This is a genomic window from Rhizobacter sp. P5_A1 (assembly GCF_056400745.1).
On the sequence record NZ_JBFUKR010000025.1, the window covers coordinates 28,465 to 40,614 of the forward strand.

Sequence of the window (12,150 nt, forward strand, 5' to 3'; positions counted from 1 at the left end):
GCGCCTCAATACTCGCCTCGCGGTGCAAAACAAAACGTCGTTCTATTCCACAGAACCGGCACATCGACCGCGAGTCCCCCCGCAAGATCAACCGCAAGGAGCAACGAGGATGACAACACAACTTCTGCGCACGGCCATCGCTTCGGCCGCCGTGCTGCTGGCTGCCGCCGGCGCTGCGCACGCCGAGCCCAGCGTGGCGGAGCCCACCAACGGCAACGCGCCGCCCGGCGCCAAGGACAACTTCGACCCGACCTACAACGTCTGCCGCGGCACGGATTCGCGTTGCTACCACCCGTGGGTCGACAGCCGCCAGAACAAGGTGCTGATCTACTCGCGCACGGCGGGGCCCCGCCACGCCAATCTCGGCCCGGCGCTCGCCGCGGGCAAGAACCCGCCGCTGTCGGCGTCGAATGTCGCGCAGAGCGCGCTGATCCAGTGGATGGCGGAGCAAGGCGTGCAGGCCGACTGGACCGAAGACGTCACGCAGATCAGCAACCTGAACCAGTACAAGGCGGTGATCTTCGTGAGCACCAGCCGCGACGCGCTGCACAAGCACGGCACGGCGGTGGCGCCCACCTCGGCCGTCAACACCACCACCGGTGCGCACCTGGACGCCGCGAAGACCGCGCTGCGCCAGTACATGCGCGCCGGCGGCGGCTTCGTCGGCATCCACAACGCCTTCGGCACCGAGTACAACTGGTCGTACTACGAAGGCCTGCTCGGCAACGCCAACTACTACGACCACGGTCAGTTCCAGGACGGCGTCGTGCACATCGTCGGCAAGGGCGATTCGTCCACCGCCGGCGTGCCCGACAGCTTCGCGTTCAAGGACGAGTGGTACAACCTCGTGCCCTACCCGACGAACGTGAAGTTCCTGGCCACCGTCGACGAGACCACGCTCGCGACCCGGCGCACCACGCACCCCGGCCACGGCGATTTCCACCCGGTGGCCTGGTGCCAGTACTACGACGGCGGCCGGGCCTGGCTGACGACGCTGGGCCACGACCGCGACGCCTTCACCGACGGCTCGTCGTTCCCGGGCCAGGCGCAGTTCAAGAAGCTGATCGTGGGCGGCATCCTGTCCGCGATGGGCAACAAGCCGTTCTGCCAGTGATCCGGCGCGTGGCCGGGCGCCTCGTCAGGACGGCGCTGGCGCTCGCGGCGGCAGCGGCATGCCTCGCGCAGGCCATGGAAGACGACGCGCCACCGCGCGAAGTGCTGCCGGAGCAACGCGCGGCGCTCGCGTTCGTCTCGCCGGTCGGCCTGTCGGTGGTGCGCGGCCGGCTGCTGTTCTCGGCCTTCCACGTGCTGCGCGGGCAGGAGCTGTGGACGAGCGACGGCACGCCGGCCGGCACGCACATCGTCAAGGACATCCGCCCCGGCTTCCGGGGCTCGTTTCCGAGCGGCCATGCGATGCTCGGCGAGCGCGTCTGCTTCGCCGCCGACGACGGCGTGTCGGGCCTCGAGCCGTGGTGCAGCGACGGCAGCGCACAAGGCACCGTGCGCATCGCCGACATTCGCCCCGGGGAGGGCGGATCGACGCCGCATGGCATGACGCCCTGGGGCGACGCGCTGTACTTCGTGGCCGACGACGGCCGCAGCGGCTTTCAGCTCTGGAAGACGAAAGGCGACGCCGGCTCGACGGTTCGCGTCAGCGACATCGAGCCGGGCGGCGCAGGCGCCGTGCCGCGCCAGTTGACGCCGGTGGGCCGGCGCCTCTTCTTCACCGCCACCGAGCGCGCATCGGGCCACGAGCTGTGGGTGACCGACGGCACGCGCGGCGGCACGCGCCGTGTCAGGGACATCCGCCCCGGGCCGGCGGACGCGAAGGTCGAGCACCTGGTCGCGCTGGGCGACACGCTGTACTTCACGGCCGACGACGGCGTGCATGGCGTCGAGCTGTGGAAGAGCGACGGCACCGAGGCCGGGACCGTGATGGTCGCGGACCTGCGCGCCGGCGACGCGGGCTCGTTGCCGAGCCACCTGATGGTCGCCGGCGGCACGCTCTACTTCGCCGCCAACGACGGCAAGAGCGGCATCGAGCTCTGGCGCAGCGATGGCACGGCGTCCGGAACCACGCTGGTGAAGGACATCCGGCCCGGCCCGCAGAACTCGCTGCCGAGCTTCATGACGGAGCTCGGTGGCCTCGTGTACTTCGCCGCGACGGACGGCGAGCACGGCGTCGAGCTGTGGAGGACCGACGGCAGCGCCGCCGGCACGACGCTGGTCAAGGACATCGCGCCCGGCGCCGCGGGGTCGGCGCCGGCGCGCTTCACGCGCATCGGCGAGCGGCTGTGGTTCTCGGCGACCGACGGGATCCACGGCGTCGAAGCCTGGTCCACCGACGGCACGGCCGCGGGCACGTCGATGGTGGCCGACCTGGCGCCCGGCGCGCGCGACGGCGTGCCGCTGCGCTTCACGCGCTGGGGCGATGCGGTCGCGTTCGTGGCCGACGACGGCCACGGCAACGAGCGGCTCTGGCGGCGCGCGGCCGATGGCAGCGTGTCGCTGATCGGCGCAGCGCTCGAAGCGCGCTTGCGCTGAGATCCGGCGCGCAAAAGAAAACGCCGCGCGGTGCGCGGCGTTTCGGGGTCCGGCGAAAGATCAGTAGACGACGATCTTGCCGGTCGGCCGCGGGCTGAAGCAGTCGTTGTAGAAGTACTCGCCCGGCTGCGTGAACGTGTACTGCGCGGACTGCCCCGGCGCGAGGCGGAAGTTGAACAGGCCCTCGAAGAACTGCGTCGCGCAGTGCGTGTTGGCGTTGTTCGGCGGGTTCGTGAAGGTCACGGTCGTGTTCACCGGCACGCGCATGTGCGTCGGCGTCATGCCGTTGACGCCGGTGGACTCGGTCGTCCCGGGTGCGTTCGCCGCGGTCTGCGCGCGGGCCAGGAACACGGTGTTCGGCGTCGGCAGCGCCGTGCCTTCGACCGGGTTGCCGGACACCGGCCGCCGCACCTCGGGCGGCGTCGGCGTCGCCGCGGGCGCCACGGTGCCGCCGATCTTGAAGGCCCAGAGGTAGTCGCCGCGCGGCGCCGAATTGCCGTACGGAATGCCGGTGCCGCCGGCATAGACCGCGACATACTGCTCGCCGTCGATCTCGTAGGTCACCGGGCTCGCGCTGATCGCCGCACCGGTCTGGAAGCGCCACAGCTCGGCGCCGTTGTGTGCATCCATCGCGAGCAGGTTGCCGTCCGGCTGGCCGATGAACAGCAGATCGCTCTCGGTCGTCAGGATGCCGTTGCCGTGCGCGAGCGAGTACGGCATCTGCTTCTTCCAGCGCACGGTGTTCGTGCTCGGGTCGACGGCCACGACGGCGCCGGTCTGGTACTCGCCCGGCGCACGCAGGCCGTTGCTCGACTCGGTCAGCGAGTGCGCCGCGGCGACGTAGCCCATGCCGGTGTACATCAGGCCGGTGTGCTGGCTGAAGGACTGGTGGTTCCAGTCCGCGCCGCCGCCGTGCCCCGGGATCGTCAGCAGCGGGATGTCCCAGTGCGCGTCGTACAGGCAGCCGCGCAGGTAGTTGGGCACCGCGCGGTTCGGATCGCCCGGGACGGCCGTGCCGAGCGGCTGGTCGACGACGCAGTTCTCGGTCCAGCCGCCCTGGCGCGGGAATGGCTGCGTCGGCGAACTGGCCTGGCGGGCATCCTGGCCGACCGGCCGCTCGTCGATGCCGAGCGGCGCGCTGCCGTCCTTGCGGTCGAGGATGAAGTACATGCCCGACTTGCTGCCGTACACGAGCACCTTGCGATCGCGGCCGTCGATCTTCACGTTCGCGAGCACCGGCGACATGACGTTGTCCATGTCCCAGATGTCGTGGTGGATCGACTGGAAGTGCCACCTGTATTCGCCGGTCTTCAGGTCGAGTGCGACCACCGAGTTGGCGAACAGGTTGTCGCCGGGCCGGGTCGAGCCGTTCTGCGACGAGCCGCCGCGCACGTTGCCGAAGGTCCAGTACACCATGTTCAGTTCCGGATCGACGGCCGGGTGGATCCATGGCGTGGCCCCGTTGCGAGCCGACTCGGGTGCGCCGCCCCAGGTGTCGTAGCCCATCTCGCCGGGCCTGGGCACGCCCCAGAAGGAACTGACGAGGGTGCCGTTCGTCGCATCGACCGACAGGCCGGCGCCGCGATTGCCGTCGTTGGTGCCGATGTAGAGCCGCTTGCCGTGGTAGACCAGCGCGACCTTCTCGACGTTGCCCGAATAGTCGGGGTCGGTGCTGCTGGTCGGGTACTGCTTGATCCAGGCGACGGCGCCGGTGTCCTTGTTCAGCGCGATCAGCCGGTTGCCGCTGCCGACGGTATAGACCAGGCCGAGTTCCTTCGCCACCGCCACGCCGCGGCGCGTGATGCCGCCGTAGGGCGTCGTGTACTTCCACTTCGTCGCACCGGTCTTGCCGTCGACCGCGACCAGGTTGCCGAGGGCCGACTCGATGTAGATCACGCCGTCGACGACGACGGTCGTGCTCTGGTTCGTGCCGCTGTTCAGACCGCCTTCGATGCGGTTCACCCACGCCGCGCCGAGCTTGTTCACGAGACCCTTGTTGATCTGGCGCAGCGACGAGTAGTTCTGGTTGCCGAGGTTGCCGCCCACCTTCGGAAAATCCTTGTCGCCGGCGGTGCAGCAGTCGGCGAGATCCGCCGCCTTCGCGTCGGCGTTCGCCGCGAGGACGGCTTGCGGCGACAGCGCGCCGGTGGACAGCAGCATCGCTGCGAGGAGCCTGAGTTTCATTGCGGTTGTCTCCACCTGATGATTTGATTGAGAGTGCCTGGCAAGGCCGTGAGCCACCGAGTGGCCTCTTCGAAACACGACGTTCTATGGTGCAGAACGTCGTTTCAAAATGCTAGGAGTTGACACCGGGGATGTCAATAGACGCGCGCCGAATACCTTCCGATGACTGTCCGTTATAGAACTTCGTTCCATTCAACAGAATCTCCGCCATCGCCCGGATTCGACGCGCCGCGGGCCACGGCCCCTCCCCTCACAATCGTCCTTCATGAACTCACGTCCGGCACCACGCGCCACGCTGTCGGTGATGCTGCTTGGCTTGGCGTTGGCGCTCGATGTGCTCGGTGCGGCTTCCGGCCTCGGCGCCGCGGCCCAATGGCGGCAGATCGGCGCCGGCGTCGCGTTCGCGCTCGCCGCGGCCGCGACCTTCGGACTCGCGCTGGTACTCACCAAGCACGAGGCGGGCGATGTGGACGGGCGCGTGCGCACCCTCACGACGATGGTCTTCGTGGCGGTGATCGCCTTGGCCGCGTCGGGCGTGCAAGGCGGGCTCCACCTTCCGAATGCGCCCGCCGGGTGGATCGGCCTGAGCCTGCTGACGTTCCTCTACGGGACCGGGTTCACGATCATGTTCACGGTCTTGCCGCGGTTGGGCGTGGTGGGCAACTCCGCGATCATGAACGTCGAACCGATCTTCGCGCTGGGGCTCGCCTGGGCGATCCTGGGCCAGTCGATCGGCGCCGTGCAGGTGCTCGGCGGCCTGATCGTCGTCGCCACCGTGATCTGGCTCGGATTGCGCAGGATCGGCTGAGCGCGAGACCCGGCGTCCCGATCAGCGGCGCGGCTGCGTCACTGCGCCTCGACACCCGCCCTCTTCACGAGCTGCGCGTATTTCGCGCGCTCGCTGCGGAAGAACGGCATGGCCTTCTCGGCCGCGCCGACGTGGATCACGTTGCCTTGCCTGGCCATCGCCTCCTTGACCTCCGGATCGTTGAAGGCGGTGACGATCGCGGCATGCACGCGCTCGACCTCGGCCGCCGGCAGTCCCTTCGGCGCGATGACCGCGAACCACGCCTCCACCACATAGTCGGGCAGCCCCTGCTCGGCGAAGGTCGGGATCTCCGGCGCGGCGGGCGCACGCTGCGCCGTCGCGATCCCGATCGCCCGCAGCGCGCCGGACTTCAGGTGCGCCTGCACGCTCGGCAGTGCGGCGGTCGCGAAGTCGACCTGGCCGCCGATCAGATCGGACAGCATCGGGCCGACGCCCTTGTACGGGATGTGGCGCGCGCCGACCTTCGCCTCGTCGAGGAACATCGCGCTGGCCAGGTGCAGGATCGTGCCGTTGCCGCCGGACGCGTAGGTCATGTCGCCGTTGCGGCTCTTCAGCAGCGCGATGAACTCCTTCGCGTCGTGCGCCGGCACCTTCGCATTGACGACCAGCACGACCGGCGTGTAGCCCACCACCGCGACCGGCGTGAAGTCACCGGGCATGTCGAACGCCAGACGCTTCATCACGCTCGGGAAGATCACGACGTTGTTCGAGACGATGCCGAGCGTCAGCCCGTCGGGCGCGGAGCGCGCCAGTGCCTGCAGGCCGACGATGCCGCCGGCGCCCGGCTGGTTGTCGACGATGATCGGGTGGCCGAGTGCCTTCGCGAGCGCTGGCTGCGCGGCGCGCGTGATCGCATCGACGCCCGAACCGGTGGCATTGGGCAGGATGAAGCGCACCGGCTTGTCCGCCTGCGCCAAGGCCGGCGCGGCAAGACCTGCCGCGAGGCCGGCGATCAGGGTTCGGCGGGTGATGCGAACGTGGGTCATCGTTTGTCTCCTGGAATTCTTGTCGTGGCGCTCGAGCGCGACAGGGTCAGGCCACGATGGCCTCCTCGCGCAGCGCGGCGATCTCGTCGTCACGGTAGCCGAGCCCGGCCAGCAGCTCGCCGGTGTGAGCGCCGAAGCGCGGCGGCTGCAGGCGCACCGGCAGCCGCGCGCCGTCGAGCGTGATCGGGAACAGCGTCGTCTTGACGGTCCGGCCGGCCTGGTCGCCGTCGGGCAACTCGATGTCGGCCAGGCCCCCGGTGGCGAGCAGGTGCGGATCGTCGTAGAGGTCCTCGGGCCGGCGAATCGGCGCGTACGGCAGCCCGGCGCGCTCGAACAGCTCGCTCAGTTCGACGGCGCTGCGATCGGCGAGCCGCTCGCGCAGCGTCGCGAGCAGTTGCGGGCGCACGCGCACGCGGTCGTTGTTGGTCTTCAGCGTGGGATCCGATTTCAGGTCGGCCAGGCCGAGAACATCGCAGAAGGTCAGCCACTGCGCGTCGCTGACGGCGCAGAGGAAGATCTGCTCGCCGCCCTTCACGGTGAACACGTCGTAGACGGCCCAGGGGTTGTCGCGCGCCGGCATCGGCGCCGGATGCTTGCCGGTCACCGCGAACTGCAGCATGTGCTGGCCCATCAGGAACACGTTGTTCTCGTACAGCGCCGACTGCACCTCCATGCCCTTGCCGGTGATGCCGCGCTGGATCAGCGCACCGAGCGTGCCGATCGCGCCGAACAGGCCCCCCATGATGTCGTTGACGCTGGTACCGGCGCGCAGCGGGTCGCCGGGCCGGCCCGTCATGTAGGCCAGGCCGCCCATCATCTGCACGACCTCGTCGAGCGCGGTGCGGTTCTCGTACGGACCGGGCAGGAAGCCCTTGTGGCTGACGTAGATCAGCCGCTCGTTCAGGGCCGCGAGGCTCGCGTAGTCGAGCGCGAACTTCTTCAGCACGCCGGCCTTGAAGTTCTCGACCACGACGTCGGCCGACGACGCGAGCCGCCGTGCGACCGCCGCGCCCGCCGGCTTCTTCAGGTCGATGCCGATGCTCTTCTTGTTGCGGTTGAACATCGGGAAGAAGCCGGCGCCGGCGCCCAGCAGCCGCCGCGTGCCCTCGCCCTCGATGGGTTCGACCTTGATGACCTCGGCGCCCATGTCGGCAAGCACCATCGCGCAGGTCGGACCCATCACCATGTGCGTGAACTCGACGACGCGCAGGCCCTTGAGCGGTTGCGGCGACGTGGTGTTCATGCCGCCGCCCTCATCGTCTTCGGCAACCCCGCGCGGGCGATCGAGCCGTGCAGGGTTTCGCCGGCGAGCCATTGCGCGACGCGGTCGCGCAGTGCGATCAACGCGTCGAGATCGAGCCCCGTCGGCACGCCCATGCTCGCGAACAGGTAGGCGACATCCTCGGTCGCGACGTTGCCGCTCGCGCCCGGCGCATGCGGGCAGCCGCCGATGCCGCCGGTGCAGGCATCGAAGCGTCGCACGCCGGTCTGCCAGGCGGCGAACACGTTGGCCAGGCCGAGGCCGCGCGTGTCGTGGAAGTGGCCGCAGGCGAGCCGGTCGCCGGCGATCGCGAAGCAACGCTCGAAGACGCGCGCCACCTGCAACGGGTCGGCGTAGCCGACGGTGTCGGCGAGGCCGACGCGGTCGGCGCCTGCGTCGAGCACGGCCTGCACCAGCCGCAGCACCTCGGCCTCGTCGACGCGGCCCTGGATCGTGCAGCCGAACGCGGTGCTCAGGCCGACCTCGAGCACGCAGCGCGAGCCGCTCGCGTCCCGCAGCGCGCGGATGCGGCCGATCTCCGCGACCACCTCGTCGGGCGTCTTGCGTAGGTTCGCCAGGCTGTGCGCGTGGCTCGCCGAGAGAGGCAGCAGCATCAAGTCGGCACCCGAGTCGAGCGCGGCCTGCGCGCCCTTCAGGTTCGGCACCAGCACCGAGGCGACAAGCCCCGGCAGCGCGCGTGCCGCGTCCACCAGTGCGGCGGTGTCGGCCAGTTGCGGAAGCAGCCGCGCCGGCACGAACGAGCCGACCTCGATCTCGCGCAGGCCGGCCGCATGCGCGCCGCGCAGCCATTCGAGCTTCTGGGCCGTCGGCAGCGTGCGGGCGATGCTCTGCAGGCCGTCGCGCAGCCCGACCTCGCGCACGACGATGGGGGTGGGTGTGTTCATGGACCGACACTGTAGGCAAGCCCGCGCGCTTTCACGAATGAGCGATTTTCAGGTTTCGCGTTCCAATCCGGAACGCGACATCCCCACGACATGACCCACCGCCCGATCGATCCCGTCTCGCTGCAGCTCTTCGTCGCCGTCTGCGAGGAAGGCAGCATCGCGCGCGCGGCCGAGCGCGAGGCGCTCGTGGCCTCGGCGCTGAGCAAGCGCATGACGGCGCTCGAGGCCGAGTTCGGCGTGCCGCTGCTGCTGCGGCGGCGCCGCGGTGTCGAGTTGACGCCGGCCGGCCAGGCCCTTCTGTCGCGCGCCCGCGAGGTGCTCGGGGCGCTCGACGGCCTGCGCGCCGAACTCGGTGCGTTCGGCCAGGGCGTTCAGGGCAGCGCGCGCGTGTTCGCGAGCCCGTCGGCGCTCGCGGAGCGGCTGCCCGACGACATCGCCGCGTTCCTCGGCGAGCATCCCGGCATCCGCATCGGCCTGGACGAGCGCCTGAGCCCGGACATCGTGCGCGGCGTTCGCGAGGGCAGTGCGGACCTCGGGGTGCTGTGGGACCTGATCGACCTCTCCGGTCTGCAGGTGCTGCCGTATCACAGCGATCGCTTGTGCGTCGCACTCAGGCCCGACCATCCACTCGCGCGGCGGCCATCGCTGTGCTACGCCGATACCCTGGACCAGCCGTCGATCAACGTGATCCCGGGTGGCCAGATGGACCAGTTGCTGAGGCGGCAGGCCGCGCTGCTCGGCCGTCTGCCGTCGCACCGCATGCAGGTGTCGACGATCGAGGCGGCCACCCGCCTGATCGCGGCCGGCCTCGGGCTCGCGATCCTGCCGATCGAAGCGGTGATGCCGTACGGCGGCACGGGCCGGCTTGCGCTCGTGCCGCTCTCCGAAGCCTGGGCCGTCCGTCGTTTCGTGATCGTCACGCGGCCGGCGCCGCTGCTTTCGGCCACGGCGCGCGAACTGGCCGAGAGCCTGCATCGGATGGCGGGCTGACGCGGCGGCGCGGATGCCTCAGGCGGCGGCGTGCTCGCGCGCGAGGTGCCGGCGCACGCGGCGCATGTTGACGAGCACCAGCACGCCGATCACCGGCACCGCGATCATCGTCACGAGCGCTTCGCTGATGCCGGCGGCGTGGGCCAGCGGCTTCAGCAGGTAGGCGCCGAGGCCGACGCCGTAATAGGTCATCGCGATCACCGAGAGCCCCTCGACCGTCTCCTGCAGCCGCAGCTGGAAGCCGGCGCGCCGGTCCATCGACGCCAGCAGCGCCTGGTTCTGGCGCTCGCGCTCGACCTCGGCGCGCGTCTGCAGCAGCTGCGCCGCGCGAGCGATGCGCTCGGAGAGCTGCGCCTGGCGCGAAGCGGCCGCGGCACAGCTGTCCATCGCCGGGCGAAAGCGCCGGTCGAGAAACTCCGACAAGGGCTGCAACCCGGGCACGATCAGCTCGCGCAGCTCGACGAGCCGCCGGTCGACGATGCCGCGATAGGCCTGCGTCGCCGAAAACCGCGAGCCGTGATTCGCCATCGCGTGCTCGACACGCGCCGCGAGGTCGGTGAGTTCGGCGAGCAGGCGATCGTCGCCGTCGCTCGCGGCACGGAAGCGGTCCATCAACGACGCGAGCTGCGCTTCTTCGCTGGCCAGTTCGCTCATGCGCTTCGACGCCACCGGCAGGCTCAGCAGCGCCATCATCCGATAGGTGTCGAGCTCGATCAGGCGCTGCGCGATGCGGCCGGCACGGCGCCGGTTCAGCGCGTGATCGAAGACGAGGAAGCGCGTCACGCCCTGCACCGAACGCAGGTCGGTGACGACGGTCGCGGCGCCATCGGCGACCCGGTTGCCGACCAGCAGCTCGCTGCCGAACACCGGCGCCACGCGACGCACGTGGGGCGGCTCGCCGGCGCAAGGCAGCAGTGCGATCTGCGTGGCCGCGATCATCGGCCCGGGCAGTGCCGCGAGCCAGCCGGGCGGCAGCGCATCGAGCCAGGCAGGGTCGAAGCTGGCGCCGAGCTGGCCCGGCCCCTCGTCCGAGATGAAGGTGAAGCTGTAGAACTCGGTGTGGCGCTCCCAGCGCACACTCATCGCGCCGCAGCGCAGGCTCAGGTGGGTGGTCTGCCCGCCGAGGCGTTCGCCGCCGGGCTGCAACGCTGCCAGGTGGGCAAGGCACGCGGCGTCTTCGCCGGGGCCGCTGCGCAGCGTCGCGATCGACAGCACCGCACCCGGCGTCGCGACGGACTCGAACGGGCGTGCATGCAGTTCGTCGGCCAGGCGCTGGCGTTGCGCGAATTCGGTAGGCAGGTTCATCGGCTCCACGCACGGCGGGGTATGCCCGGCGCTCTTCGTCGTGGGCTTGCGGCAAATGATATGGGGTTTATGAGGCGCCGAGCGAACCCAGCCGGTAGCCGCAGGCGGCGTTGCCGCCGAACACGGCGCGACGCTGCGCCGCGTCGAGCGCCGAGCTCAGTTCGGCCGACAGCGTGCACCATGGCTCGTTGCGGCCGGCGAGCGCAGCGCAGCGAACACGCTTCAGCGTTCCGCGGACTCGAGCAGGGCATCGACCTGCGCCGCTGACGGCATGGCGTCGATCGCGCCGCGGCCGGTCACCGAGAGCGCCGCGGCGGCGTTGGCGCGGCGCATCGCGGTGACCAGCGTCGCGCCCCGCGCCAGCGCCGCCGCAAGCGCCCCGGTGAAGGTATCGCCAGCACCGATCGTGTCGACCACCTGCGGCATGCGCCAGCCCGGGATCGATTGAACCGGCTGGCCCGGCTGCCAGAGGCGGCAGCCGCTCGATCCGAGCGTGACCAGCACGGCCCCTGCGCCCAAGCGCAGCAGCGCTCGGGCGGCGTCGTCGAGCGACGCCTCGTCGGCCAGTCCCGCGACGCGGCACAGTTCGGTCTCGTTCGGCGTGATCACGTCGACCAGCGCGAGCAGCTCGGCCGGCAGCGTCTGCGCCGGCGCCGGATTCAGCAACGTGGTGGCGCCGGCCGCGCGCGCGATGCGAAATGCCGCCAGCGTCGCGGCCATCGGCACCTCGTTGGACGCCATGACGACCCGGCTCGCGCCGAGCGTGGCACGCGCCATCTCGACATGCGCCTCGCTCAGGCCCGCGCCGGCACCCGGCGCCACGGCGATGCTGTTGTCGCCATCGTCGAAGACGAGGATCTGGGCCACGCCGCTCGGCGCGTCGTCGGTCTGCTCGACGTGGCGATGGTCCACGCCTTCGCGTGCCCACAGCGCCAGTGCCATGCGCCCGAAATCGTCGCGGCCGACGCGCGCGAGGACTGCCGTCTGCACCCCCTGGCGCGCGCATGCGACGGCGGCGTTCGACCCCTTGCCACCCGGGCTGATCGCGAACGAGTGCGCCAGCAGCGTCTCGCCGCGTGCGATCGGCCGCGCGACGCGCGACACGAGGTCGGCGTTCCAGCTCGCAATGCAGACGACATCGACCAT

The 12,150-nt window shown here is 70.5% G+C and carries 10 protein-coding genes; 4 read left to right on the forward strand and 6 right to left on the reverse strand.

Annotation, left to right across the window (positions count from 1 at the left end; translation table 11 throughout):
• Positions 1-109 precede the first annotated feature (109 nt).
• Both AC1DTW_RS22145 and AC1DTW_RS22150 read left to right on the forward strand, forming a co-directional pair.
• Positions 110-1,114, forward strand: coding sequence for a ThuA domain-containing protein (locus AC1DTW_RS22145; protein WP_477983555.1), 1,005 nt, complete (start codon positions 110-112; stop codon positions 1,112-1,114).
• Complete coding sequence (locus tag AC1DTW_RS22150; protein WP_477983556.1) at positions 1,111-2,544, forward strand: ELWxxDGT repeat protein; 1,434 nt, start codon at positions 1,111-1,113, stop codon at positions 2,542-2,544. Before AC1DTW_RS22145 ends, AC1DTW_RS22150 begins: the two co-directional genes overlap by 4 nt.
• A 60-nt stretch (positions 2,545-2,604) precedes the next feature.
• Here AC1DTW_RS22150 and AC1DTW_RS22155 read toward each other — a convergent pair whose 3' ends face one another.
• A complete protein-coding gene (locus AC1DTW_RS22155) occupies positions 2,605-4,728 on the reverse strand; it encodes an outer membrane protein assembly factor BamB family protein (RefSeq protein ID WP_477983557.1) in 2,124 nt (707 codons plus the stop codon).
• 304 nt (positions 4,729-5,032) lie between these two features.
• On the opposite strand from AC1DTW_RS22155, the gene AC1DTW_RS22160 reads away from it, so the two are divergent.
• Positions 5,033-5,536, forward strand: a complete 504-nt coding sequence (locus AC1DTW_RS22160) for an EamA family transporter (protein WP_477983597.1) — start codon at positions 5,033-5,035, stop codon at positions 5,534-5,536.
• Between the two features lie 38 nt (positions 5,537-5,574).
• On the opposite strand, the gene AC1DTW_RS22165 is transcribed toward AC1DTW_RS22160, so the two are convergent.
• The 3 genes from AC1DTW_RS22165 to AC1DTW_RS22175 are packed head-to-tail and all read right to left on the reverse strand — an operon-like array spanning position 5,575 to position 8,709.
• Positions 5,575-6,543 carry a Bug family tripartite tricarboxylate transporter substrate binding protein gene (locus AC1DTW_RS22165; protein WP_477983558.1) on the reverse strand — a complete coding sequence of 323 codons (969 nt, stop codon included), beginning with the start codon at positions 6,541-6,543 and terminating at the stop codon, positions 5,575-5,577.
• Positions 6,544-6,589: 46 nt separating this feature from the next.
• A complete protein-coding gene (locus AC1DTW_RS22170) occupies positions 6,590-7,786 on the reverse strand; it encodes a CaiB/BaiF CoA transferase family protein (protein WP_477983559.1) in 1,197 nt (398 codons plus the stop codon).
• Positions 7,783-8,709: a hydroxymethylglutaryl-CoA lyase gene (locus AC1DTW_RS22175; protein ID WP_477983560.1), complete on the reverse strand. Its 927-nt coding sequence runs from the start codon at positions 8,707-8,709 to the stop codon at positions 7,783-7,785. Before AC1DTW_RS22175 ends, AC1DTW_RS22170 begins: the two co-directional genes overlap by 4 nt.
• A gap of 90 nt (positions 8,710-8,799) precedes the next feature.
• On the opposite strand from AC1DTW_RS22175, the gene AC1DTW_RS22180 reads away from it, so the two are divergent.
• Positions 8,800-9,699: a LysR family transcriptional regulator gene (locus tag AC1DTW_RS22180; RefSeq protein ID WP_477983561.1), complete on the forward strand. Its 900-nt coding sequence runs from the start codon at positions 8,800-8,802 to the stop codon at positions 9,697-9,699.
• Between the two features lie 18 nt (positions 9,700-9,717).
• Here the strand turns inward: AC1DTW_RS22180 and AC1DTW_RS22185 are convergent, their stop codons facing one another.
• Both AC1DTW_RS22185 and AC1DTW_RS22190 read right to left on the reverse strand, forming a co-directional pair.
• The gene (locus AC1DTW_RS22185) at positions 9,718-11,004 is read right to left on the reverse strand and encodes a DUF3422 family protein (RefSeq protein ID WP_477983562.1); all 1,287 of its coding nucleotides are present in this window, start codon (positions 11,002-11,004) and stop codon (positions 9,718-9,720) included.
• A 222-nt stretch (positions 11,005-11,226) separates the two neighbouring features.
• The gene (locus AC1DTW_RS22190; protein WP_477983563.1) at positions 11,227-12,150 is read right to left on the reverse strand and encodes a ribokinase; all 924 of its coding nucleotides are present in this window, start codon (positions 12,148-12,150) and stop codon (positions 11,227-11,229) included.

Excerpts from the sequence above, each read along its gene's own strand:
- AC1DTW_RS22145 (WP_477983555.1), top strand. The coding sequence starts at position 110 with ATGACAACACAACTTCTGCGCACGGCCATCGCTTCGGCCGCCGTGCTG.
- AC1DTW_RS22155 (WP_477983557.1), bottom strand. The coding sequence starts at position 4,728 with ATGAAACTCAGGCTCCTCGCAGCGATGCTGCTGTCCACCGGCGCGCTG.
- AC1DTW_RS22160 (WP_477983597.1), top strand. The coding sequence starts at position 5,033 with ATGCTGCTTGGCTTGGCGTTGGCGCTCGATGTGCTCGGTGCGGCTTCC.
- AC1DTW_RS22165 (WP_477983558.1), bottom strand. The coding sequence starts at position 6,543 with ATGACCCACGTTCGCATCACCCGCCGAACCCTGATCGCCGGCCTCGCG.
- AC1DTW_RS22170 (WP_477983559.1), bottom strand. The coding sequence starts at position 7,786 with ATGAACACCACGTCGCCGCAACCGCTCAAGGGCCTGCGCGTCGTCGAG.
- AC1DTW_RS22175 (WP_477983560.1), bottom strand. The coding sequence starts at position 8,709 with ATGAACACACCCACCCCCATCGTCGTGCGCGAGGTCGGGCTGCGCGAC.
- AC1DTW_RS22180 (WP_477983561.1), top strand. The coding sequence starts at position 8,800 with ATGACCCACCGCCCGATCGATCCCGTCTCGCTGCAGCTCTTCGTCGCC.
- AC1DTW_RS22185 (WP_477983562.1), bottom strand. The coding sequence starts at position 11,004 with ATGAACCTGCCTACCGAATTCGCGCAACGCCAGCGCCTGGCCGACGAA.
- AC1DTW_RS22190 (WP_477983563.1), bottom strand. The coding sequence starts at position 12,150 with ATGGTCGATGTCGTCTGCATTGCGAGCTGGAACGCCGACCTCGTGTCG.